Below are 21,711 nucleotides of genomic sequence, written 5' to 3'. Positions count from 1 at the left end.
ATCCGGCACCACCGCCGCGCGCTAAAGCCGGGGATCCACCGGCTCGGACTCCAGCGCAAGGACCGCGAACACCGCCTCATGCACCCGCCACAACGGCTCCCCCTCCGCGAGCCGGTCCAGCGCCTCGAGCCCGAGCGCGTACTCGCGGATCGCCAGCGACCGCTTGTGGTTCAGGAACCGCCCGCGCAGCCGGGCCAGGTTCTCCGGCCGTGTGTACTCCGCGCCGTAGATGATGCGCAGGTACTCGCGCCCCCGGCACTTGATGCCGGGCTGCACGAGCCGTCCCTGCGGCGAGCGCGCCACCGCGCCCACCGGCTTGACGACCATGCCCTCGCCGCCCCGCCCGGTCATCTCCAGCCACCAGTCGACGCCGGCCTGCACGGACTCCGGGTCGCCGGTGTCCACGTACAGCCGCCGGGTGGTCTGGAGCAGGCCGCTGCCGTCGTGCTCGACGAGCCGGTCGATCAGCGCGAGCTGCTGGTCGTGCGGGAGCGCGGCGAGACTGCGGCCCTGCACGGCGAGGAGCTGGAACGGCGCGAGCCGTACGCCGTCCAGGCCCTGGGTCGGCCAGCAGTAGCGCCGGTACGCCTCCGTGAACGCGGCGGCGTCCACGGCCCGTTCGCGCTGCCTGGCCAGCAGGCCGCCGACGTCGACGCCCCGCGCCGCCGCTCCTTCGAGGGCGGTGAGCACACCGGGGAAGACCGCCCCGGACGCCGCGCCGACCGCCGCGTACTGGGTGCGCAGCAGTCCCGACGCCTTCAGCGACCACGGCATCAGCTCGGCGTCGAGCAGCAGCCAGTCGGTCTCCAGCTCGTCCCACAGCCCCGCCTCGGTGACCGCCGTCCGCAGCCGTCCGAGGATCAGCTCGGTGACCGTGGCGTCGTCGAAGAAGGGGCGGCCGGTGCGCGTGTACAGCGCGCCCGTCGGTCCTCCTGGCTGTCCTGCCGCGCCGCCCCCGGGCCCCGCGGAGCCGACGCCGAACCGCTCGCGTGCCACGCCCGCGTCCCGGCAGACCAGCGCCACCGCGCGCGAACCCATGTGCTTCTCCTCGCACACGACGCGGCCGACACCGTCCTCCAGGTACTGCGCGAACGCCTCGGCCGGGTGCTCCAGGTAGCCCTCGACGTGCGAGGTCGCGGTCGGCGCCATGGTCGGCGGCAGGTACGGCAGCAGCCGCGGGTCCACCGCGAAGCGGCTCATCACCTCGATGGCCGCCGCGGCGTTCTCCTCCCGGACGGCCACCCGTCCCGCGTGCCGTGTCTCGACGGCCCGGCGGCCGTGCACGTCCGCCAGGTCGAGCGGGCGCCCCTCGTGCCCGCCGGGCGCCTCCGAGGCCAGCGGCCTGGCCGGCTCGTACCAGACCCGCTCGGCCGGTACCTCGACCAGCTCGCGCTCCGGCCAGCGCAGCGCGCTCAGCTTGCCGCCGAAGACGGCGCCCGTGTCCAGGCAGATGGTGTTGTTCAGCCAGGTCGCCGTGGGCACCGGGGTGTGTCCGTAGACGACGGCTGCGCGGCCCCGGTAGTCCTCCGCCCACGGGTAGCGCACCGGCAGCCCGAACTCGTCGGTCTCGCCGGTGGTGTCGCCGTAGAGCGCGTGCGAGCGCACCCGGCCCGACGTGCGGCCGTGGTACTTCTCCGGCAGGCCCGCGTGGCAGACGACGAGCCGCCCGCCGTCGAGCACGTAGTGGCTGACCAGCCCGTCCACGAACGTGCGCACCCGGCCGCGGAACTCCTCGCTCTCGCCGTCCAGTTGCGCGACGGTCTCGGCGAGTCCGTGGGTGTGCTGGACCTGGCGGCCCCTGAGGTGGCGGCCGAGCTTCTGCTCGTGGTTGCCGGACACGCACAGGGCGGCGCCCGACTCCACCATGGACATCACCCGGCGCAGCACACCCGGGGTGTCCGGGCCCCGGTCGACGAGGTCGCCGACGAAGACGGCCGTACGGCCCTCGGGGTGCGCGCCGTCCGCGTATCCGAGCTTGCCGAGCAGGGTCTCCAGCTCGGCGCCGCAGCCGTGGACGTCGCCGATGATGTCGAACGGACCGGTGAGGTGCCGCAGGTCGTTGTACCGCTTCTCGGTGCTGACCTCGGCGCGCTCGATCTCCGTCACGCCCCGCAGCACGTGCACCTTGCGGAAGCCCTCGCGCTCCAGGTGGCGCAGCGAGCGGCGCAGTTCGCGGGTGTGGCGCTGGATGACGCGGCGCGGCATGTCGGCGCGGTCGGTGCGCGCCGCGTTGCGCTCGGCGCAGACCTCCTCGGGCACGTCGAGCACGATGGCGATGGGCAGTACGTCGTACTCCTTCGCCAGCTGGATCAGCTGCTTGCGGCTCTCCTGCTGCACGCTGGTCGCGTCCACGACCGTGCGCCGGCCGGCCTCCAGACGCTTGCCGGCTATGTAGTGCAGGACGTCGAAGGCGTCGCGGCTGGCGCTCTGGTCGTTCTCGTCGTCGGCGACCAGGCCCCGGCAGAAGTCGCTGGAGATGACCTCCGTCGGCTTGAAGTGCCGGCGCGCGAACGTGGACTTGCCCGAACCGGACGCCCCGATCAGGACCACGAGGGAGAGGTCGGTGACGGGCAGGACGCGCGCCTTCCCGGTCCCGCCCGTGCCGACTGCCTCGTGCGTGGTGCTTGTCTCGTGCGTGGTGCTTGTCTCGTGCGTCATGCCGCCTTCGCCTCCTTCGGGGTCTTCGTGGTCTTGCTGTTGCCGGTGCTGTTGGTGATCAGCGTGAACGTGGCCATCTGGGTGGGCGGGCCCACCTCGGGGTCGTCCGGGCCGACCGGCGTGAACCGTACGTCGTAGCCGTGCCGTTCGGCGACCGCCGCCGCCCAGGCGCGGAACTCCTCCCGTGTCCACTCGAAGCGGTGGTCGCCGTGGCGCGCGTGGCCCGCCGGGAGGGTCTCCCAGCGCACGTTGTACTCGACGTTCGGCGTCGTCACCAGCACGGTCCCGGGCCGGGCGGAGCCGAAGACGGCGTACTCCAGGGCGGGCAGCCGGGCCAGGTCCACGTGCTCGACCACCTCGCTGAGCACGGCGGCGTCGTACCCCTTGAGCCGGTGGTCGGTGTACGCCAGCGAGCCCTGGAAGAGCTTGACGCGCGCGGCCTGCCGCTCGCCCATGCGGTCGAGCCTGAGCCGCCGCGAGGCGATGGTGAGCGCGCGCATCGACACGTCGACACCGGCTATCTCGGTGTACCGCGCGTCCTTGAGCAGCGCCTGCACCAACTGGCCCTGCCCGCAGCCGAGGTCGAGCACCCGCGTGGCCCCGGCCGCGGACAGCGCGGCGAGGATCGCGTCCCGGCGCCGCACGGCGAGCGGAACGTCGGCCTCGTCGTCGCGCGTACCGGCGGCACCCTCACCGTCGTGCGTACCGGCGGCCTCCGCGCCGGCGGGCGTTCCGGCGGTGGCCCCGCCCTCGGGCGTTTCCGCGGCGTCCGTCACGTCCTCCGCCCCGCCACCGTCCTCCGTCACCGCGTTGTCGATCTCCTCGACCGCGCTGTCGTCGGTCTCGGCCAGCCGGACCAGTTCGAGGCGCTCCATCGCCGCGCGGGTCAGGGACCAGCGGCGCGACAAGTACCGGCTGGTGATCAGCCGCTGCTCCGGGTGGTCCGGCAGCCAGCCCTCGCCGGCCCGCAGCAGCTTGTCGACCTCGTCGGCCGACACCCAGTAGTGCTTGGCGTCGTCGAGCACCGGCAGCAGGACGTAGAGGTGCCGCAGCGCCTCGGCGAGCGTCAGCGCGTCGGACTTCAGCACCAGGCGTACGTAGCGCGAGTCGCCCCACTCCGGGAACGCGGTGTCCAGCGGCACGGCCTCCACGACCACGGTCCAGCCGAGCGGCGTGAACAGCTTGCGCACGAGGTCGGCGCCGCCGCGGGCGGGCAGCGCGGGCACCTCGATCAGCAGGGGCAGCGGCTGCCCGGGCAGGTCGGGGCGTGCGGTGCACTGGCCCTTCATCGCGCTGGAGAAGACGCCGCTGAGCGCGACGGCGAGCAGGGAGGAGGCCGCGTACGGGCGGTCGTTGACGTACTGCGCGAGTGCCGCGTCGGGGGCGCCGCCCCGGCCCTTGCCCTTGCCGCGCCGGACCAGTGCCGCCGCGTCCACCTCGAGCAGCAGCGCGGCCGTGCACCGCTCGGCGGACGCCTCCGGGTAGAGGACGTGCGCCTTGCCGTAGGAGGTGGAGAACGCCTGTGAGTTGTCCGGGTGCTTGTGCAGCAGGAAACCCAGGTCGGTGGCGGGGCGTTCCGGGGTGCCGGTGGTACTGATCGTCAGGAACACGGTGGGTGGCCTCAATGTGCGACATGTGCGACGGAGTCGTCCGAGCTGCCTCAGCCGTGCCGACCGCCGGAACCGTCTCGGCGTACGGGCCGACCCGGCCGGCTTGGCTGTCTGAGCTGCGGTCATCTGCTCTGCGCTCACAACGTACAGAGAACGCGTGAGCGGTACCCGCGATTTTCCGCGGGCCGGACGGCGCCGTCTGCCGGGCCGGCGGACCCATGCCGTGGGCGGTCCGCCGGCTCCGTCGCGGCACCGGCGTTACGAGAGCTGCGACTGGACCTGCGAGGAGATCAGGTCCAGGTGGTCGAGGTCGTCCAGGTCGAGGATCTGGAGGTAGACGCGTTGGCAGCCGATCTCGGCGTAGCGGCCGATCTTGTCGACCACCTCGGCCGGGGAGCCCGCCAGTCCGTTGGCCTTCAGCTCGTCGACCTCACGGCCGATGGCGGCGGCCCGGCGGGCCACCTCGCTGTCGTCCTTGCCGACACAGGCCACGAGCGCGTTCGAGTACACCAGGTCGTCGCCGTCGCGTCCGGACTGCTCGGCCGCCGCGCGCACCCGGCCGAACTGCCGGTCGCTGTCCTCGATCGAGGCGAAGGGCATGTTGAACTCGTCCGCGTACTGTGCGGCGAGCCGCGGCGTGCGCGTCGCACCGTGGCCGCCGATGAGCACGGGCACCTTGCTCTGCGCGGGCTTGGGCAGCGCCGGCGAATCGGTCAGGTCGTAGTAGGTGCCGTGGTGGCTGAAGGTCTTGCCGGGCTCGGTCGCCCACAGCCCCGTGACGATCGCGAGCTGCTCCTCCAGGCGCCCGAACTTCTCCTTCGGGAACGGAATGCCGTACGCCTTGTGCTCCTCCTCGAACCAGCCCGCGCCCAGGCCGAGCTCGACCCGTCCGCCCGACATCTGGTCGACCTGCGCGACCTGGATGGCGAGCACACCGGGGAGCCGGAACGTACCGGCGGTCATGAGGGTGCCGAGCTTGATGCGCTTGGTCTCGCGGGCGAGACCGGCCAGGGTGATCCAGGCATCGGTGGGTCCGGGCAGGCCGTCGGCCGAGCCCATGACGAGATAGTGGTCGGAACGGAAGAAGGCGTCGAAGCCGAGGTCCTCGGTGGCCTTGGCGACCGTGAGAAGAGTGTCGTAGGTCGCGCCCTGCTGCGGTTCGGTGAAGATGCGAAGATCCATGCTCCCATCCTGCACGGTCGGACGCCGGTCGGCCCCATCCGTGCCGTCTCCGCGCCGCGCTCACGCGGTCCACGGTCGGGTGAATATCCGTCCGCCGCCGACGAGGCGCGGTGCGGTTCAGTGACCGGGATCGGCGGCCGTCGTTGGCTCGGACGGAGCCGGACCGCCCGGCGCAGAGGAGGCCGCCGCCATGTCTCAGGAAGCCCAGCCGCACCCCCCGTACCGCGCCGCAGCGCTGCCCGAACGCCGCGCCGCGCCGCACACCACAACTCCCGCCGCGCCGCACACCACAACTCCCGCAGCGCCGCACACCGCATCTGCCGCCGCGCCGCGGTCCGCGTCTCAGGACGAGGCCGAGGCCGAATCCCCGGACCAGGCCGAAGAGGTCACCGAACCGGCCCCCGAGGCGGTGGCCGACCCGTCGTCCCAGACCTTTCTCCAGCGGGGGCTGCTGCACCGGATGGAGGAGCTGATGGCGGCGCTGAACGCGGATCTCGACCAGTTGGACGCGCAGTTGCAGTCCTCCGTCTCCCGGCCGGTGTCCGCGGACGACCGGGACCCGGCCTGACACCGGCCGCCGGCGCCCGGCCGCACCCCTCAGCCGGCCGCGCGGTCCCGCTCCACCACGTCCTGTTCGCGGACCGCCAGCCGCCGCAGCATCTCCAGCACTCTGTCCCGCGACTCGTCCGCCGCGTCGATCGCCTCCATGCACTGCCAGTACCTCCCCTCGTCATCGGCCGCGCAGGCCACGCCCACGAGCGCTATGCCGACCTCGCCGAGCAGGCAGCCCAGATCGAGCAGCGTCTGCCGGGCATCGCCGAGATCGGTGAGCTGGGCGGCCCGCAGATCGCCGACGGCGAGCGACGGCGGGTCCAGGACGCCGCACCCCCGGCCGGCCAGCTCCGTCAGACCCAGGGCTTCGCCCCGTAATTCAGGCGGGCCCGAGACCGCCAGGCGACTGCCTATCGCCTGCGCCAGGGCCTGTGCCTGCCATACCTCCGCCAGGGTGTCCGGCATCTCTGCGCTCCCCGCCAGGGCACGCCTGCTTGTCACGATGAGCTGCATCGCGTCCATGCGCTGCCCCCGTCTCTCTCCCGACGCGCTTTCGCACGTTCTCCCGAACTCCCTTGTTCACTACCCAGAGTGAAGGCGGTCGAGACGAAAAGCCAGAGGTAGTCCGAAATCTGTGGACAACAGTTTGAGTGTGGACAACTTCGTAACTACATAGAGTGACTGTCGGAATTGTCGTCGGCACGTGGCAGACGCACGACGGACGTACCGCGGACGTATGCCGGAGGCACGGTGCACGGACGGCGGGAGCCCGAGCGGAGGCGTTGCTTCCTGGTCAGGGCCCGTCCGGCACCGGGAACCGGCGCTCGTTCCGGTCGATCTTCGCGTCGAGCGCCGCGAGCGGATCGACGCCGAGCACCTGGCAGAGCTGGAGCAGATAGGCGAGCACGTCGGCCACTTCGTCGGCCACGCGCGGGGCGGTGTCCGGATCGTCCATCACCCGCGCCGACTCCTCGGGAGTCAACCACTGGAAGATCTCCACGAGTTCGGACGCCTCCACGCTGAGGGCGGCGACCAGGTTCTTGGGGGTGTGGTACGGCTGCCAGTTCCGGGCGGCCGCGAACTCGGCCAGCCGGCGCTGCAACATCGCGACGTCCAGTTCCTTCACGCCCTCAGGTCTATCACCGCCTCCGCACCGCGCCCCGCCGCCCTGCGGACCGCCATCCAGGAGAGCGCGCCGGCTGCGCCGCCGGAACCGGCGCGCTCACACCCCCAGTTCCACCACCGTCGCCCCCTCCACGTCCGCCAGGCCCGACGCGTCGCTCACCGCCGCCGCCAGCCGGAGGTGCCCCCGCTCGCACATCCGCGCCGCCAGCCGCAGCAGTTCCGCCGACTGCCGCGGGTCCAGACAGTGGTCGAACCCGTCGGCGACCACCGTCAGCGCCTGCAACGCGTCCGGCACCTCGCCCGCCCGGTCGATCTCCAGCACACCGGGACCGGTGAGCAGCACCAGGGCCAGGGCGAGGTACCGCAGCTCCCCGTCCCCGAGCAGCCGCAGATCCGTACGGCGGCCGTCGCCGCGGTCGAGCAGTCCGCGCAGCGCGCCGTCGGGCAGCCGCTCGGCCAGGAGGTCGTCGGCCGGACCCGCGCATCCGGCGCGGACCGCCGCCATCAGCAGCCCGTGCCGTCGCGCGCACTCCGCGCGGGTGCGCCACAGCACGTCGGCGAGGTTGCCGCAGTCCCGCAGCAGCCGGCCGCCGCCGAACCGCACGGGCGTCCGCATGGCCGCCGGGCGCGGATCACAGGCGAAGACGGAGCGCAACGCGACCACCATCTGCTCGGCGGCGGCGAGCACCTGGCGCTGGCCCGCGGTCTTGCCCGCGACCCGCAGCGGCAGCAGCGCGGTGCCGAGGCGGTCGTCGGGCAGCGGCCCCCGGGTCACCGGGGACGTCCCCGCCGTGTGCCAGGCCGCCTGGACGACCGGCCGCCCCGGGTCCCGCAGCGCGGTCTCCAGCAGGACGAGCCCGCCCGCCGTCAACCGTTCGCCGACGATGCGCAGTTCGGGGTCGGCCTGCACCGCGATGTCGAGCCGTACCGGCCCCTCGGGTCCGTCGGCCGTGCAGCCGATGCGGAAGCCGCGCCGCCGCTGGGCGTCCGGGCGGGCCCCTTCGGGCACGCAGGACAGCGGATCGGGGAACACCTCGGCGAGACCGGCTCCCGCGCCGAGCCGGGCCAGCGCCTCGTACGCCCGCAGGGCGGTGGACTTGCCGCTGCCGCTGGGGCCGGTGAGGAAGGTCAGCGGGGTCAGTTCGACGGTCCGCCCGCGGTGTCCGGCGAAGGCGGAGAGCCGCAGTTGCGTGACGGCGGGGCGGTCGGAACTCGGCTCGGGGACCTGCGCCCGCTCGGGGACCTGCGCCTGCTCCGGGCGCGGTCCGGGTACCGGCGCCCCCTCCTCGCCCCGGCCGGACATCGCCGCCGCTGCCGGGCGCGGTTGCGGTACGGCGCCCTCCCGGGGGCTCGGCCCGGAGGCGCCCGGCCGGTCGGGGCGCGCCTCCGCGTCCGCGCACACAGAAGACGTATGGGGCACAGGGGGCACGAGCGACACGGGCGACACGAGAGACAGAGGCGACAAGAAGGACGCGTTCATAGGCCGGACGGTAGGACTCGGCCGTCAGGCGAACCGTTTCGCCGCAGGGGCCTTCCTACGATCGGGGGATCGCGCCCGGTCGATCCCGTTCGCCCGGCCGGTGCACCGGTCCGATCACCCGACCAGGACGGCCCCCTACGCCTCTCACGCTTCACTTGCCACCCAGGGCCCTCAGGGGCCCGGGGTGCCCGCGCCCTCCATCAGGCCGCGCACCTCGGTCCCCGGCGGCGCCAGCAGGAACACGTTCCGGTCGACCCGGTGCATCCCGCTCGCCAGACCGAAGACAACGCCCGTACTGAAGTCCAGTACGCGCTTGGCGACTTCGGTCTCCGCGCTCGTCAGGTCGAGCAGCACCGGTATGCCCGCCATCAGCGTCTCGGCGACCTCGCGGGCGTCCGCGAAGACGTTGACACGCAGGACCACGAAACGGCGCCGGGCCTCGGTCGCCGCTTCGGGCAGCGCCCGGTGGCCGACGGACGAGGGCCATGCGTCCCGGCCGCGCAACGGAACGACCTGGGCGAGCCCTTCCCACTGTTCATCGGTGACGTCGTGGCTGTTCACTGGCCATCCCCGTCCTGGCTCGCACTGGTTGTCTGCACCGGTCAATTCTTACGCATGGTCACCCGTTCGGCCGAACAGCGACACGGTCAGCGACCGCTTCTGCCTGGAGTGGCACCCAGTTCCCCCGGGATCGGGCACTCAGTGTCACCCCGGTACGGCGGTGTTAGTTTCCCGGCATGAGCGAGACATCCCGCCGGGGCCCCTCGGCCGGGGCGGCCTCTCCCCGGCCGCCGATGCGAGACGCCCTGGTCGCGGCAGCCTTCCGGCTCTTCCTGGAGCGGGGTTACGAGCGGACTACGGTGGACGACATCGTGGCGCTCGCCGGGGTCGGACGGCGCTCGTTCTTCCGGTACTTCCCGTCGAAGGAGGACGTGGTCTTCCCCGACCACGAACGCTGCCTCGCCGAGATGAAGGAGTTCCTCGACGCGGACCCCGGCGACGACCACGGCGCGGACCGCGGCCCGGACGACCCGGTCCGGCGGGTGTGCGACGCGGCCCGGCTCGTGCTGCGGATGTACGCCGAGAACCCGACCTTCTCCGTGCAGCGCTACCGGCTGACCAAGCAGGTGCCGGGGCTGCGCGCGTACGAACTCTCCGTGGTCTGGCGGTACGAGCGCGCCCTCGCCGACCATCTGCGCGGCCGCTTCCGCGACCGCCCCGACGGCATCCTGCACGCCGACGTGATCGCCGCCGCCGTGGTCGCGGCCCACAACAACGCCCTGCGCTCCTGGCTCCGGGCGGACGGCAGGGGCGACGCGGACGCCGAGGTGGACCGGGCGCTGGCGTACGTACGCCGCAGCTTCGGCGAAGCGGCGCCGGCCGACGGCCCGGCGGCCGGCGCGGAAGCGGCCGACGCGGAAGCGGCCGACGCGGAAGCGGCCGACGCGGAAGCGGCCGACGCGGGGACGGCCGAGACGGCGACGGGCCCGGGTGCGGGACAGGCCGCCGAGGACATCGTGGTCGTCGTCTCCCGTCGCGGGGCACCGATGTGGCGGGTCGTCAGGGAGATCGAGGCGGCCTGGTCCGACGGCTGATCGCAGCCGCCCGGACCTTCGGGAAGATGCCGCCGGGCATCGCGGGGTACCGAGTGCCTTTACTGCTGGCACTCAGTGCCATAACCTGGGGTACGTGCCCGGGGGACCGAGCACCTCAGACTCCGGCCGAGCGCAGGGAGATGACATCGTGTTCCACCCGGCAACAGGGAACGCGGCCGACGTGCTGGCCGCCGAGAGCGACACCTCCGCGCCGCCCGACGGGCGGCGCGAGAAACCGCTCGCCTACCAGCGCTGCCGCTGGTGCGGCACCACCCAGTACCACCGGCTGCTCTGCCGGGTCTGCGCGTCGAGCGAGCTGCGCACCGAACGCAGCGAGGGCCTCGGCGTGGTGCGCCGCACCACGGTGGTCCGGCGCAACACCCCCGCCGCGCGCAACGTCTCCCTCGTGGAGATGGCGGAGGGCTTCACGGTCCGCGGCCGGGTGAAGGGACCGTTCATCGCCATCCACCCGGGCGGCCGGGTCCGCCTCACCGTCGCCGAGGACCCGATCCGCGGCGAGCCGGTCTTCGAGCTGCTGGACGACCCTTTCACCGGCGGCAGGTACTGAGCCCCGGCCCCACGTCACCGCACGTCACAATGGTGGGCGAAGCACGACGGACGGACGACGAGGAGCAGGGTGTTCGAGTACGAGAAGGACGGCGCGGCCATCTACCGCGAGTCCTTTGCCACCATCCGCGCGGAGGCGGACCTGTCGGGTCTGCCCGCCGACGTCGCCCAGGTCGCGGTGCGCATGATCCACGCCTGCGGGATGGTCGACCTCGTCCGTGATCTCGCGTACACGCCTGACGTGGTGGCCCGCGCGCGCGAGGCGCTGCGGGCGGGCGCGCCGGTCCTCTGCGACGTGTCCATGGTGGCCAGCGGTGTGACGCGCTCCCGGCTGCCCGCGGACAACGAGGTGATCTGCACCCTGTCCGACCCGGCCGTCCCCGGGCTCGCCGCCGAGCTGGGCACCACCCGCAGCGCCGCCGCCCTGGAGCTGTGGCGCGACCGGCTGGACGGCGCCGTCGTCGCCGTCGGCAACGCGCCCACCGCCCTCTTCCGGCTCCTGGAGCTGATCGAGGAGGGCGCGCCGCGTCCGGCCGCCGTGATCGGGGTGCCGGTCGGCTTCGTGGGCGCCGCCGAGTCCAAGGACGCGCTCGCCGGACACCCCTCGGCCGTCGAGCACTTGGTCGTCCGCGGCCGGCGCGGCGGCAGCGCCATCGCGGCGGCGGCCGTCAACGCGATCGCCAGCGAGCGGGAATGACGTCATGAAGTGACGAGAAGGAATCATGAAGTGACGAGAAGGACTGACGTCACGAAGTGACAGGCTTGGCCTCGTGAAGTGAGCCGAGGAGCCGGCGCGCCGCCTCCTCCGGTCCCGGCACCACCGGCACGCCCTCCGGGACCGGCGGGCGCCGGATCATCACGACCGGTACCGCTGCCTCGCGTGCCGCCGTCAGCTTCGGCGCGGTGGCTTCTCCGCCGCTGTCCTTGGTGACGAGTACGTCGATCCGGTGCCGGCGCAGCAGCTCGCGCTCCCCGTCGAGGGCGAAGGGCCCGCGGGCGAGCAGCACCTCCATGTGCCGGGGGTGCGGAGGTTCGGGCGCGTCCACGGAACGGACCAGGAACCACAGGCCGTCCAGCTCCGCGAAGTCCGCGAGGCCCGTCCGCCCTGTGGTCAGGAACACCCGGCGGCCCAGCGCGGGCAGCAGCGCCGCCGCCTGTGCGGGCGAGGCCGCGTCGTGCCAGACGTCGCCCCGACCGGGGACCCAGCCGGGCCGCCGCACGGCGAGCAGGGGAACATGGGTGGTGGCGGCCGCCTCGGCCGCGTGGAAACCGATCGTCCGGGCGAAGGGGTGAGTGGCATCGACGAGTGCGTCCACCCGTTCCGCGCGCAGCCACCCGGCCAGTCCCCCGGCGCCGCCGAAGCCGCCCGTGCGGACCTCGCCAGGCGGCAGCCGGGGTGCGGCCACGCGTCCGGCGAGCGACGTCGTCACGCGCAGGTGCGGCGCCTCGGCGGCCAGGATCTCGGCGAGCCGGCGCGCCTCCGTCGTACCGCCGAGGATCAGGACGTGCACGGCGACGCCCGCCTCTCCTCGTTCGTCGGCCGCGGTGAAGCCATCTGCGATGCAGTCATCTGCGGTGGGACCTCCCCTGGGGGTGCGGTGTGAGCGGCGGTGCGGTGTGAGCGGCGGTGCGGCGAAGGGCGGCCGCGGCGCCCAACTCAAGCACACCGGGCTGCGGCCCGGCTGGACCACCGGTGCCTGCGCGACGGGCGCCGCCACCGCCGCGTACACGGCGCTGCTGACCGGTGACTTCCCGGATCCGGTGACGGTGACGCTGCCCAAGGGGCAGACCCCGGCGTTCGCGCTGGCGGCGGAGGAGCTGGGCGACGGCTCCGCGATGGCCGGGATCGTGAAGGACGCCGGTGACGATCCGGACGTCACGCACGGCGCGCTGGTACGGGCCACGGTGCGGCGGCTGCCGGCCGGTTCGGGCGTGGTCTTCCGGGCGGGCCCCGGCGTCGGCACCGTCACCCGGCCCGGACTGCCGCTGCCCGTCGGCGAACCGGCCGTCAACCCCGTCCCCCGGCAGATGATGCGCGACCACGTCGCCGAGGTCGCCCGCCGGTACGGCGACGGGGGCGACGTCGAGATCACCCTCTCCGTCGACCACGGCGAGGAGATCGCCCGCTCCACCTGGAACCCCCGGCTCGGCATCCTCGGCGGCCTGTCCATCCTCGGTACGACCGGGATCGTCGTGCCGTACTCGTGCTCGGCGTGGATCGACTCCATCCGGCGCGGGGTCGACGTGGCCCGCGCCGCCGGACGCACGCATGTGGCGGGCTGCACCGGCTCCACCTCGGAGAAGACCGTCGTCGCGGTGCACGGGCTGCCCGAGGACGCGCTGCTCGACATGGGCGACTTCGCGGGCGCGGTGCTGAAGTACGTACGCCGCCATCCTGTCGACCGGCTCACGGTCTGCGGCGGTTTCGCCAAGCTGTCGAAGCTGGCGGCCGGGCAGCTCGATCTGCACTCCGCCCGCTCGCAGGTCGACAAGGGCTTCCTCGCCGGACTGGCCCGCCGGGGCGGCGCCGACGAGGCGCTGGCCGCGCGGGTGGCCGGGGCCAACACGGGGCTCGCCGCGCTCCAGCTCTGCACGGCGGCCGGGGTCCCGCTCGGCGATCTGGTGGCGACGGCGGCGCGCGACGAGGCACTGGCCGTGCTGCGGGGCGCGCCCGTCGCGGTCGACGTGATCTGCATCGACCGGGCGGGCGGCATCGTGGGCCGCAGCTCGGTCCGCTAGGGCGTACCTGACGGAAGCCCCTGTCGCGAGCCCGGTCCGCCGGGCGGTCCGGGCTGCGCGGGCGGGCGTCGCCGTACGCCCCCGAGGGCTTCTTGCGGCTCCCCGCCTGCGGGGACTACTGTCACCACGCCTTGGTGCACGGGAAATCCGGTGTGATGCCGGTGCGGCCCTCGCCACTGTGATCGGGAAGTCCGGCTCCGGCCCTCGGACCTGTCGTCGACAGGATCCAACGGGCAGCCACTGGGTCCTCGGACCCGGGAAGGCGGAGCACGGATGTGGTACCCGTCAGCCAGGAGACCGGCCAAGGCACTTCAACCATCCACGAGGTGCTGGAGAGGGTCTGCTGAGTCATGCACATAGCCGAGGGTTTTCTGCCTCCGGCGCACGCGGTCGCCTGGGGCGTCGCGTCGGCGCCGTTCGTCGTCCACGGAGTCCGGTCACTCACCCGTGAGGTCAGAGAGCACCCCGAGAGCACACTGCTCCTGGGTGCCTCCGGTGCCTTCACGTTCGTCCTGTCGGCTCTCAAGCTGCCGTCCGTCACCGGCAGTTGTTCACATCCCACCGGCACCGGGCTCGGCGCGATCCTGTTCCGTCCGCCGATCATGGCGGTCCTCGGCACCATCACGCTGCTCTTCCAGGCGCTGCTGCTCGCGCACGGCGGCCTGACCACGCTCGGCGCCAACGTCTTCTCGATGGCGATCGTCGGCCCCTGGGCCGGGTACGGGACCTACCGGCTGCTGCGGCGCTTCGACGTCCCGCTGATGGTCGCCGTGTTCTTCGGCGCGTTCGTCGCCGACCTGTCCACCTACTGCGTCACCAGCGTGCAGCTCGCCCTGGCCTTCCCCGACCCGGGCAGCGGCTTCGCGGGCGCGCTCGGCAAGTTCGGCGCGATCTTCGCCGTCACGCAGATCCCGCTGGCGGTGAGCGAGGGCCTGCTCACGGTGCTGGTGATGCGGCTGCTGGTCCAGTCGAGCAAGGGCGAACTGACCCGGCTGGGCGTGCTCCTGGCCAAGGGCGGAAACCGTACGGGCACGGGTGCTGGTCCCGGATCCGGCTCCGGCTCCGGCTCCGGCTCCGAGGCGGTGGCCCGGTGAAGCGTCACACGAAGATCAACCTCCTGCTGCTGCTCGTCGTGGTCGCGCTCGCCGTGCTGCCGCTGGTGCTCGGTCTCGGCGACGGCAAGGAGGAGCCGTTCGCCGGTGCCGACGCCCAGGCGGAGACGGCGATCACCGAGCTCGAACCGGACTACGAGCCGTGGTTCTCGCCGCTGTACGAACCGCCGTCCGGCGAGATCGAGTCGGCGCTCTTCGCCCTCCAGGCGGCCATCGGCGCGGGCGTGCTCGCGTACTACTTCGGGCTGCGGCGCGGGCGGCGCCAGGGCGAACAGCGGGCGCGGGCGCAGGACGGTCTCCCGGAGGAGCGGGAGAGCGGGCCCGGCGCCGCCGCGGAGGACACCACGGCCGGGCGGCGGGCCTGATCCCCCGTGCTGCCGATCGACGCGGCGGCGTACAGCAGTCGCTGGCGCCGCCGCCACCCTGTGGACAAGGCGGTCCTCGGGCTCGGTCTGACCGTGCTCGCGATCTCCCTGCCGGCCTGGCCGGGCGCCGCCTTCGTCCTGGTCACGGCGCTCGTCCTGCTGCTCGGTCCGGCGGGCGTGCCGGGCCGCCGGCTGTGGCGCGCGTACCGGGTGCCGCTGGGCTTCTGCGTGACGGGGGCGGTCACTCTGCTCGTGCAGGTCGGCGGGCCGGGCCGTTTCGTCGCGTTCGCCGACGGCGGGCCGGTGCGCGCGGGTGAGCTGCTGCTGCGGACCTCGGCGGCCTCCCTGGGCGTCCTGCTGTTCGCGTTCACCACGCCCATGGCGGACCTGCTGCCACGCCTGGTGCGGGCGGGCGTGCCCGCGCCGGTCGTCGACGTCGCCCTGGTGACGTACCGCATGAGCTTCCTGCTCCTGGACTCGGTGCGCCGGATCCGTCAGGCGCAGGCGGCGCGGCTCGGGCACACCACGCGCGCGGCCGCCTGGCGGTCGCTGGCCGGGCTCGGCGCCACGGCGTTCGTCCGGGCCTTCGACCGGGCGGCGCGGCTCCAGACCGGGCTCGCGGGACGCGGTTACGACGGCACCCTGCGCGTCCTGGTGCCCGAGGCCCGCGTCTCCGTCCCCTTCACCGCGGCGAGCCTCGCCCTGCTCACGGCGGTGGCCGCACTGACCCTCGTACTGGAAAGGCCCCTGTCATGAACGAGCCCGCCCGGGAGTCCGTCGGCGAGCCCGCTCTCGTCGCGCTGCGGGGCGCGTTCTTCGCGTACGAGGAGGGGCCGCCGGTGTTCAGCGGGCTCGACTTCGGGATACGCGAGGGGCGTGCCCTGGCGCTCCTCGGCCGCAACGGCAGCGGCAAGACCACCCTGATGCGGCTGCTCAGCGGCGGGCTGCGGCCGGGCGACGGCCGGTTGACCGTCGAAGGGCGACCCGTCACGTACGACCGTAAGGGCCTGACCCGGCTGCGGACGACGGTGCAACTGGTCGTACAGGACCCGGACGACCAGCTCTTCGCCGCGTCCGTCGCCCAGGACGTGTCCTTCGGGCCGCTGAACCTCGGTCTGCCGGACGACGAGGTCCGCGCGCGCGTGGACGAGGCGCTGACCGCCCTGGACATCGCCGCCCTCGCCGACCGGCCCACCCACCTCCTCTCCTACGGGCAGCGCAAGCGCACCGCCATCGCGGGCGCGGTCGCCATGCGCCCACGGGTACTGGTCCTGGACGAGCCGACCGCCGGACTCGACCCCGACGGGCAGGAGCGGCTGCTCGGCACGCTCGACGGGCTGCGCGCCACCGGTACCACCGTCGTCATGGCCACCCACGACGTGGACCTCGCCCTGCGCTGGGCCGACGACGTCGCCCTGCTCACCGCCTCCGGCGCGCACACCGGACCCGCCGCCGTCATGCTGGCCCGCACCGACCTGCTGGCGCGGGCCGGGCTACGGCTCCCGTGGGGCGTCGCCGTGACCCGGCTGCTGCGTGAACAGGGCCTGTTGGGCGACACGGCCGCCGGTCCCGGGACCCCGGAAGAACTCGCCGCCCTGTTCCCGTACACGCCGGTGGAGCGGCCGGGCTGACGCGCCGCGCGGGCTCTCGTGGGTCGGTGGCAGATCCAGCTCGACTCGCACGGTCTTGCCGATCGGTACGCGCTCCAGTACCTCCCACCGGTCGGCCAGCGCCTCGACGAGCAGCAGGCCCCGCCCGCCACCGGCGCCGTCCGGCGGCACGGTCACCTCCCCGGGCCCCGGAAGCCGGCGCTCACCGCGCGCGTCCGAGACGTCGATGCCCAAGGTGTACGCGTCCAGGCCGAGGCGCAGCTCGAAGTCCCGTCCCGGTACGCGGCCGTGGGTGACGGCGTTCGCGGTCAGTTCGGCCACGAGCAGCGCCGCGGTGCAGGAGAGGTCGGAGTCGTAGGGGACCCCCCAGTCGTGCAGCCGGTACTGCGCGAGGTGCCGGGCCAAGCGGGCGCCGAGCGGCGTGGAGCTGAACCGTTGCGTGAACACACGGACCGTAACGGGCGGCCAGGGCGTGGAGCGGGACGTCATGGCCTCAACCTCGCCCGAATGCGCCCCTTCGCACCAGGTCATGAACCCGTACGCCGGGGCGGCGTAGGGGCGGAACCGCTGGACAGTACGGGTAACCGACCGTGACGCTGGCCGAGTTGGGTGGGTTGGGCGTGAGTGACGCGGCGGACGTGCGGGAGGTGTCCTGGCATGGCGGACGGTACGAGTGGGACGAGCGGTTCCGGCTGCGGGGGTGGCGGCGAGCCGGAGGTGTCGGACAGCCTCCGCACCTTCGGCGAGGTCGTCAAGGGCTTCCGCAAGCGGGCGGGCCTGACGCAGGAGGAGTTTGCCCCGAGGGTCGGCTACTCACTCCCGACGGTGGCCTCCATCGAACAGGGCCGCCGCTTCCCGCAACGCGACTTCGTCGAACGCGCCGAGGACGTTCTCGACGCGTGCGGCATCCTGCGGGGCGCGGCGCGGCATCTTTCGCGACAGCCTGGGCTGGCGAGTTGGTTCCGGCAGTGGGCGCGGCTGGAGGCGGAGGCGGTGAGTCTGTATACGTACGAGTGCCGCGTCGTACCCGGTCTGTTGCAGACCGCCGGGTACGCACGAGCAGTGTCGCTCAGCGTGCCTCCGTTGCCGGACTCGGAGGAACTGGATCAACGGGTCGCGGCCCGAATCAACCGGCAGGACCTGCTGTCCACGTGCCGGAAACCGCCGACGGCCTTCAGCTTCATCGTGGAGCAGGCGGTGCTTGAGCGGCACACCGGCAGCGAGGAGGTGACGCGGGAGCTGTACGACCACCTGTTGCTCGTGGTCGAGCGTCAGTGGAACGTGGAGTTCCAACTGATGCCGCTGCAACAACCTGTGCACGCCGGGCTGGACGGCCCTATGCGGTTGGCGGAGACGCCGGACAACCAGTGGTTCGCGTACTCGGAAGGACAGGAGAACGGGCGTCTCGTCACTGACTCGAAAGCGATCAGCCGGCTCCACCAGCGCTATGCCAAGATGCGCTCACAGGCCCTGACTCCAGAAGACTCCGTGGGCCTGCTGAAGCGAATGCGAGGAGCGCTATGAACACGCCGGAACTGGCCTGGTTCAAGAGCAGCTACAGCGGGTCACAGGGCGACGACTGCGTCGAGGTAGCCACCTCCCCCCACACCGTCCACGTCCGTGACTCGAAGGCCCCCCAGGGACCCCGGCTCGCGCTCACGGCCACCGCCTGGTCCGCCTTCCTCCCGTACGCCACCGGGGTGTGAGCCGAGGCGTTGGTCTCAGTCACCCTGGTAACCGGTTGGGCAGGCCGGTAAGGAGTCAGGGCCTGAGGTCGATGACCCGAACGGCCTGTTCCTTCCAGGCTTCGGGCTCGGTCGTGGCGACCACCGCACCACTGGGCCGCTCCGGTGTCGGCTCGGCCGCGTATCGCGTGTGAGCAGGGCCCCATGAGGTTTCCCGGGCCAGGGCCAACGCGGCGGGCAGGTCCAGGTCGAGGACGGTGACGCCCGGGAGCGCGGCAAGATGCTCCGCAGTGCCCGGCCGGACGCGGTCCGCCTCGACGAGGGCGCAGGCCGGGGCGTAGAGGAACCAACCCGCCTCGGTGTGGGCGCGATGGATCAACCGGGAGACGAGTACGTTACCCGTCCCGGCCGCCACCATCGCCGTACCGTCCAGGACGATGTGCGTGGGCTCAGTCACTTCGGTCCTGCCTCGCTCAGCCGTCGGTCCAGCTCCGCGTCGAGAGCGGCCTGTTCCCGCTCGCTCGGGTCGTAGCCGTTCCACTCCCGCAGAGCGGCACGGGCCTGCTCGGCCCGCTCCGCGCGCTCCTCCGGCGTCAGCAGCGTCTCGGCGAGATGCGACAGGTAGCCCCGCAGGGACATGCCTTCGGAGGAAGCTATCCGGGCGAGTCTGTCGCGGGCCTCGATCGGGATGCGGACGTTAGCGTCGGACATGGTGACCTCCTCGATCGGATCCCACCAGGGTACGGGTACGGGTACGTACCCGTACAGCCCGTCCAGTCTTTCGCCCAGAGACAGCACGCCCCGAGGGGCCGGCGGGGACCCCTCCCCGCCGGCCCCTCGGGGCGCTTCGGTCAGGCGACCGCGCAAGCCGCCCCGTTCAGGGTGAACGCCGTCGGCGACGGGTTCGTGGTGGTCATCGTGCCCGTGAAGCCGATCGTGACCGAACCGCTCGCGGGGATCGTCGCGGTGTACGACGCGGCGGCCACGGAGACGGCGGAGCCGGTCTGGGTCGGGGTGCCGCCCCACATGTTGCTGATGGTCTGGCCCGCGGAGAAGGCGAAGCCCAGGGTCCAGCCGCTGATCGTGGCGGTGCCGGTGTTGCGGACGGTGATCTCGCCCTGGAAGCCGCTGGGCCAGGAATTGGTGACACGGTAGGCGACGGAGCAGGCCCCGCCGGAGGAACCGGTGGCGGTCTTGACCGTGACCGTGGCCGAGCGCGCCGAGCGGTTGCCCGCCGCGTCCTTGGCGTACACGGCGAAGGTGTACGACGTGTCGGCCGCCAGAGAGGACACCGTGACCGACGTGGTCGTGGAGGAGGCCGCCGCGGTCTCCGTGCTGCCGCTCACGCGGACCACGTCGTAGCCGGTGACACCGGTGTTGTCCGTGGCCGCCGGCCAGGACAGGGTGACCGAGGAGGACGACACCGCCGACGCCGTCGGGGTTCCCGGGGCGGTCGGGGCCTGCGTGTCCGGGGTCGAGCCCCCGAAGATCGTGGCCTCCTTGGACGTCTGGGCGATCCCGTTCGCGCCGTGGAAGATGCGCTCGCCCCAGGACGTCATCTGCGCCGGGTCGAAGTTGAGCACGAGGTCGAGGATCGGGTCGGTGTTGCCGCTCCAGGACCAGGCCAGATAGCCGAGGTCGAGCTGCTCGGCGGTGGCCATCATGGTGTCCTCGTCAGGATCGCCGTAGGCGTCGGCGGGGCCGCCGAACTCGCCGATGACGATGGGGAGCTTCGCCGACACGAAGGCGTTGAGGTAGTCGGTGATCTCCGCCGCGGTGTCGAAGACGCTGTACATGTGGATCGAGAAGAGCAGGTTGCCGGTGGTGTCGGCGTTGTAGACGGTCTGGGCGTTGGCGCGCATGACGCCCTGCCAGTCCTGGCCCCAGTTGGGCGCGTCGATCATGATCGTGTGCTGGAGCCCCGCGGCGCGCAGCTTCTGGATCGCCGCGGTCGTCGGCGCGGTCCAGCCCTCCGGGCTGGTGTTGCCCCAGGGCTCGTTGCCGATGTTGATGATGACGTAGTTCTCCTGGCCGGCCAGGACGTCCTTGAGGCTGATCCAGTAGTCGGCGGCGTGGTCGAGCGTGCCCGCCGCGCTGTCCTCGCCGTAACCGGTGGTGTCGTGCACCTCCAGTACGCAGATCAGGCGGTTGGCCTTGCAGTTGGCGATGACGGCCGCGACGTCTGCGGCGCTGTTCCGGGACCAGCGGTAGCCGTCGGAGAGGACGACGCGCACGGTGTTGGCGCCGAGCTTCTTGACGTCGGCCAGCGACTGGGTCTGGCTCGGGTACCAGGTGTGAGCGTGGTTGACGCCACGCATCACGAAATCGTTGCCGTTGCTTTCGACCAGCCGCCCGTTGCTGATGTGCAGACCGGTCGCGGCGATCTCCGGGTCCTGGACCTGGGACCGGGTCTGGGCGGTGGCCGCGTGGGCGGCGGGCGGCGACAGGGCCAGCAGGCCGACGAGGGTGGCCAGCGTGGCCAGGGCCGCCAGTAAGGCGGTCGCCGGGTTCGCGTACGTCGTGCTTCTCGGTGATCTCACTGCGGCTCCAGGGAGTGAGGCGAGGGGAGCAAGGGATGGGGGTGCGATGAGAGTGCGTTGGGGGTGCATGGGGTGCATAGGGTGCATGGGGTGCACTATGTGGGAGCGCTCCCATCAAGCCAGCTCGATCAGGAACACGTCAAGGGATGTGACGGAGTCCCCGGCTCCGGGGGGCACAACCGCGCCACGGGACACGGCCGCGCCTCGGGGCGGTCGTGCCACGGCGCCAGGGCCGCCGGTCACTCCGGCAGCGACTCCTCCGCAGTCTTCTCAGGTGCCGCCTCAGGGGTCTTGCCAGGTGCCTGCTCCGCCAGCAGTTCCGCGAGGCCGTCCGTGGCCAGCACCATGCTGACCGGGGCCGTGCTGTTGAGGCACAGGCTGTGGCCCTCGGGGATCCGGGCGAGCAGGTCCGCGACGGGGAGTTGCTCGTGGCCGAGCGGGCCGGCGCCGTGCAGGTAGCGGGCGGAGGTGTAGACGGGGACGATCGCCGTGCCGTCCGGGGCCGACGCGCTCACCGGCTCGCCCGCCGCCGTGACCAGTACCGCGACCTCGGCGGCGGCCAGGGCCGTGGTGACGTCCTCGGCCGGGCCGTACCCGGTCGTGGCGAGCTGGATCGCGCGGTCCACGTCGTCGGCGGGCTCGGGCCACCCCATCGCCTCGGGCGACGGCCGGTACCCGGCGTTGTCCTCCCACTCGACGATCTCGCCCGCCGAGTCGGAGCGCCACTGGCCGACCACCGCCCACTCCGGCGGCGGCCCCTCTCCCTGCCAGGCCGGGTCGGTCAGGTAGAGCCAGTGGTCGGGGGCCAGCCTGGCGGCCTCGACGAACTCCTCGGGCGGCGCGGGGTCCAAGGGGTCGGCGGCGGGCGCCTCGGCACCGGGCTCGGTCATC

Annotated in this window: 23 protein-coding genes, 1 pseudogene and 1 riboswitch; of the genes and pseudogenes, 11 read left to right on the top strand and 13 right to left on the bottom strand. The window is 72.8% G+C overall.

Annotated features, from left to right (window positions below; translation table 11 throughout):
- Positions 1-21 precede the first annotated feature (21 nt).
- From ACFV6E_RS08695 to ACFV6E_RS08685, 3 genes are all read right to left on the bottom strand, one after another.
- Entirely contained in the window at positions 22-2,658 is a 2,637-nt protein-coding gene (locus ACFV6E_RS08695) for a polynucleotide kinase-phosphatase (RefSeq protein ID WP_385460104.1), read from the bottom strand.
- A complete protein-coding gene (locus tag ACFV6E_RS08690) occupies positions 2,655-4,268 on the bottom strand; it encodes a 3' terminal RNA ribose 2'-O-methyltransferase Hen1 (RefSeq protein WP_385460102.1) in 1,614 nt (537 codons plus the stop codon). The genes ACFV6E_RS08695 and ACFV6E_RS08690 overlap by 4 nt, the downstream gene beginning before the upstream one ends.
- A gap of 258 nt (positions 4,269-4,526) precedes the next feature.
- The gene (locus ACFV6E_RS08685; RefSeq protein ID WP_385161751.1) at positions 4,527-5,450 is read right to left on the bottom strand and encodes an LLM class F420-dependent oxidoreductase; all 924 of its coding nucleotides are present in this window, start codon (positions 5,448-5,450) and stop codon (positions 4,527-4,529) included.
- Positions 5,451-5,640: 190 nt separating this feature from the next.
- On the opposite strand from ACFV6E_RS08685, the gene ACFV6E_RS08680 reads away from it, so the two are divergent.
- Positions 5,641-6,018 (top strand): hypothetical protein, encoded by a 378-nt coding sequence (locus tag ACFV6E_RS08680; RefSeq protein WP_385460100.1) that lies wholly within the window; start codon positions 5,641-5,643, stop codon positions 6,016-6,018.
- Positions 6,019-6,047: 29 nt separating this feature from the next.
- On the opposite strand, the gene ACFV6E_RS08675 is transcribed toward ACFV6E_RS08680, so the two are convergent.
- From ACFV6E_RS08675 to ACFV6E_RS08660, 4 genes are all read right to left on the bottom strand, one after another.
- On the bottom strand, positions 6,048-6,524 hold the full coding sequence (locus ACFV6E_RS08675; RefSeq protein ID WP_385161755.1) for a DUF6099 family protein: 477 nt from the start codon (positions 6,522-6,524) through the stop codon (positions 6,048-6,050).
- 271 nt (positions 6,525-6,795) lie between these two features.
- Positions 6,796-7,107 carry a nucleotide pyrophosphohydrolase gene (locus tag ACFV6E_RS08670; RefSeq protein ID WP_385161804.1) on the bottom strand — a complete coding sequence of 104 codons (312 nt, stop codon included), beginning with the start codon at positions 7,105-7,107 and terminating at the stop codon, positions 6,796-6,798.
- 117 nt (positions 7,108-7,224) lie between these two features.
- Complete coding sequence (locus ACFV6E_RS08665; RefSeq protein WP_385460175.1) at positions 7,225-8,430, bottom strand: AAA family ATPase; 1,206 nt, start codon at positions 8,428-8,430, stop codon at positions 7,225-7,227.
- 348 nt (positions 8,431-8,778) lie between these two features.
- On the bottom strand, positions 8,779-9,168 hold the full coding sequence (locus ACFV6E_RS08660; RefSeq protein ID WP_385161757.1) for a cell division protein SepF: 390 nt from the start codon (positions 9,166-9,168) through the stop codon (positions 8,779-8,781).
- 176 nt (positions 9,169-9,344) lie between these two features.
- Between ACFV6E_RS08660 and ACFV6E_RS08655 the strand changes: the two genes are divergently transcribed.
- The 3 genes from ACFV6E_RS08655 to ACFV6E_RS08645 all read left to right on the top strand — a co-directional run bounded on the left by ACFV6E_RS08655 (position 9,345) and on the right by ACFV6E_RS08645 (position 11,466).
- Complete coding sequence (locus ACFV6E_RS08655) at positions 9,345-10,202, top strand: TetR family transcriptional regulator (protein ID WP_385460098.1); 858 nt, start codon at positions 9,345-9,347, stop codon at positions 10,200-10,202.
- A gap of 184 nt (positions 10,203-10,386) precedes the next feature.
- The gene (locus tag ACFV6E_RS08650; RefSeq protein WP_385161808.1) at positions 10,387-10,770 is read left to right on the top strand and encodes a zinc ribbon domain-containing protein; all 384 of its coding nucleotides are present in this window, start codon (positions 10,387-10,389) and stop codon (positions 10,768-10,770) included.
- A gap of 69 nt (positions 10,771-10,839) precedes the next feature.
- On the top strand, positions 10,840-11,466 hold the full coding sequence (locus ACFV6E_RS08645; RefSeq protein ID WP_385161761.1) for a precorrin-8X methylmutase: 627 nt from the start codon (positions 10,840-10,842) through the stop codon (positions 11,464-11,466).
- Positions 11,467-11,515: 49 nt separating this feature from the next.
- On the opposite strand, the gene ACFV6E_RS08640 is transcribed toward ACFV6E_RS08645, so the two are convergent.
- Positions 11,516-12,280 (bottom strand): cobalt-precorrin-6A reductase, encoded by a 765-nt coding sequence (locus ACFV6E_RS08640; protein ID WP_385460096.1) that lies wholly within the window; start codon positions 12,278-12,280, stop codon positions 11,516-11,518.
- A 49-nt stretch (positions 12,281-12,329) separates the two neighbouring features.
- Between ACFV6E_RS08640 and ACFV6E_RS08635 the strand changes: the two genes are divergently transcribed.
- The 5 genes from ACFV6E_RS08635 (at position 12,330) to ACFV6E_RS08615 (ending at position 16,616) form a co-directional block, all read left to right on the top strand.
- Positions 12,330-13,508 carry a cobalt-precorrin-5B (C(1))-methyltransferase gene (locus tag ACFV6E_RS08635; RefSeq protein ID WP_385460094.1) on the top strand — a complete coding sequence of 393 codons (1,179 nt, stop codon included), beginning with the start codon at positions 12,330-12,332 and terminating at the stop codon, positions 13,506-13,508.
- A gap of 115 nt (positions 13,509-13,623) precedes the next feature.
- Positions 13,624-13,829, top strand: a riboswitch (cobalamin riboswitch).
- A 29-nt stretch (positions 13,830-13,858) separates the two neighbouring features.
- The gene (locus tag ACFV6E_RS08630) at positions 13,859-14,602 is read left to right on the top strand and encodes an energy-coupling factor ABC transporter permease (RefSeq protein ID WP_385460092.1); all 744 of its coding nucleotides are present in this window, start codon (positions 13,859-13,861) and stop codon (positions 14,600-14,602) included.
- A complete protein-coding gene (locus tag ACFV6E_RS08625) occupies positions 14,599-14,985 on the top strand; it encodes an energy-coupling factor ABC transporter substrate-binding protein (protein WP_385161768.1) in 387 nt (128 codons plus the stop codon). The genes ACFV6E_RS08630 and ACFV6E_RS08625 overlap by 4 nt, the downstream gene beginning before the upstream one ends.
- A gap of 6 nt (positions 14,986-14,991) precedes the next feature.
- Complete coding sequence (gene cbiQ, locus ACFV6E_RS08620; RefSeq protein WP_385161770.1) at positions 14,992-15,741, top strand: cobalt ECF transporter T component CbiQ; 750 nt, start codon at positions 14,992-14,994, stop codon at positions 15,739-15,741.
- Positions 15,738-16,616 (top strand): energy-coupling factor ABC transporter ATP-binding protein, encoded by an 879-nt coding sequence (locus ACFV6E_RS08615; RefSeq protein ID WP_385460090.1) that lies wholly within the window; start codon positions 15,738-15,740, stop codon positions 16,614-16,616. The genes cbiQ and ACFV6E_RS08615 overlap by 4 nt, the downstream gene beginning before the upstream one ends.
- A 27-nt stretch (positions 16,617-16,643) precedes the next feature.
- Here ACFV6E_RS08615 and ACFV6E_RS08610 read toward each other — a convergent pair.
- Positions 16,644-17,084: pseudogene (locus ACFV6E_RS08610) on the bottom strand (ATP-binding protein); the annotation flags it as partial.
- Positions 17,085-17,252: 168 nt separating this feature from the next.
- Between ACFV6E_RS08610 and ACFV6E_RS08605 the strand changes: the two are divergent.
- Together ACFV6E_RS08605 and ACFV6E_RS08600 are read left to right on the top strand one after the other, a co-directional pair.
- On the top strand, positions 17,253-18,119 hold the full coding sequence (locus ACFV6E_RS08605; RefSeq protein WP_385460088.1) for a Scr1 family TA system antitoxin-like transcriptional regulator: 867 nt from the start codon (positions 17,253-17,255) through the stop codon (positions 18,117-18,119).
- Positions 18,116-18,301, top strand: coding sequence for a DUF397 domain-containing protein (locus ACFV6E_RS08600; protein ID WP_385460086.1), 186 nt, complete (start codon positions 18,116-18,118; stop codon positions 18,299-18,301). Before ACFV6E_RS08605 ends, ACFV6E_RS08600 begins: the two co-directional genes overlap by 4 nt.
- Positions 18,302-18,356: 55 nt before the next feature.
- Here the strand turns inward: ACFV6E_RS08600 and ACFV6E_RS08595 are convergent, their stop codons facing one another.
- From ACFV6E_RS08595 to ACFV6E_RS08580, 4 genes are all read right to left on the bottom strand, one after another.
- A complete protein-coding gene (locus ACFV6E_RS08595) occupies positions 18,357-18,698 on the bottom strand; it encodes a hypothetical protein (RefSeq protein WP_385460173.1) in 342 nt (113 codons plus the stop codon).
- Between the two features lie 35 nt (positions 18,699-18,733).
- Positions 18,734-18,991, bottom strand: a complete 258-nt coding sequence (locus ACFV6E_RS08590; protein WP_385460084.1) for a hypothetical protein — start codon at positions 18,989-18,991, stop codon at positions 18,734-18,736.
- A 140-nt stretch (positions 18,992-19,131) separates the two neighbouring features.
- A complete protein-coding gene (locus ACFV6E_RS08585) occupies positions 19,132-20,820 on the bottom strand; it encodes a cellulase family glycosylhydrolase (RefSeq protein ID WP_385460082.1) in 1,689 nt (562 codons plus the stop codon).
- A gap of 239 nt (positions 20,821-21,059) precedes the next feature.
- Positions 21,060-21,710, bottom strand: coding sequence for a type VII secretion system-associated protein (locus tag ACFV6E_RS08580; protein WP_385460079.1), 651 nt, complete (start codon positions 21,708-21,710; stop codon positions 21,060-21,062).
- Between the last annotated feature and the right edge of the window lies 1 nt (position 21,711).

Source organism: Streptomyces sp. NPDC059785 (genome assembly GCF_042732375.1).
Lineage (GTDB): Bacteria > Actinomycetota > Actinomycetes > Streptomycetales > Streptomycetaceae > Streptomyces.
The sequence above is the reverse complement of the archived record's forward strand: the minus strand, read 5'-3'. Positions and strand labels throughout refer to the sequence as shown.

Coding starts and splice junctions, on each gene's coding strand:
- ACFV6E_RS08665 (WP_385460175.1), bottom strand. CDS start 8,430: ATGTCCGGCCGGGGCGAGGAGGGGGCGCCGGTACCCGGACCGCGCCCG.
- ACFV6E_RS08580 (WP_385460079.1), bottom strand. CDS start 21,710: ATGACCGAGCCCGGTGCCGAGGCGCCCGCCGCCGACCCCTTGGACCCC.
- ACFV6E_RS08595 (WP_385460173.1), bottom strand. CDS start 18,698: ATGGTGGCGGCCGGGACGGGTAACGTACTCGTCTCCCGGTTGATCCAT.
- ACFV6E_RS08605 (WP_385460088.1), top strand. CDS start 17,253: ATGGCGGACGGTACGAGTGGGACGAGCGGTTCCGGCTGCGGGGGTGGC.
- ACFV6E_RS08685 (WP_385161751.1), bottom strand. CDS start 5,450: ATGGATCTTCGCATCTTCACCGAACCGCAGCAGGGCGCGACCTACGAC.
- ACFV6E_RS08615 (WP_385460090.1), top strand. CDS start 15,738: ATGAACGAGCCCGCCCGGGAGTCCGTCGGCGAGCCCGCTCTCGTCGCG.
- ACFV6E_RS08600 (WP_385460086.1), top strand. CDS start 18,116: ATGAACACGCCGGAACTGGCCTGGTTCAAGAGCAGCTACAGCGGGTCA.
- ACFV6E_RS08680 (WP_385460100.1), top strand. CDS start 5,641: ATGTCTCAGGAAGCCCAGCCGCACCCCCCGTACCGCGCCGCAGCGCTG.
- ACFV6E_RS08635 (WP_385460094.1), top strand. CDS start 12,330: ATGCAGTCATCTGCGGTGGGACCTCCCCTGGGGGTGCGGTGTGAGCGG.
- ACFV6E_RS08675 (WP_385161755.1), bottom strand. CDS start 6,524: ATGGACGCGATGCAGCTCATCGTGACAAGCAGGCGTGCCCTGGCGGGG.
- ACFV6E_RS08695 (WP_385460104.1), bottom strand. CDS start 2,658: ATGACGCACGAGACAAGCACCACGCACGAGACAAGCACCACGCACGAG.
- ACFV6E_RS08655 (WP_385460098.1), top strand. CDS start 9,345: ATGAGCGAGACATCCCGCCGGGGCCCCTCGGCCGGGGCGGCCTCTCCC.
- ACFV6E_RS08590 (WP_385460084.1), bottom strand. CDS start 18,991: ATGTCCGACGCTAACGTCCGCATCCCGATCGAGGCCCGCGACAGACTC.
- ACFV6E_RS08670 (WP_385161804.1), bottom strand. CDS start 7,107: ATGTTGCAGCGCCGGCTGGCCGAGTTCGCGGCCGCCCGGAACTGGCAG.
- ACFV6E_RS08630 (WP_385460092.1), top strand. CDS start 13,859: ATGCACATAGCCGAGGGTTTTCTGCCTCCGGCGCACGCGGTCGCCTGG.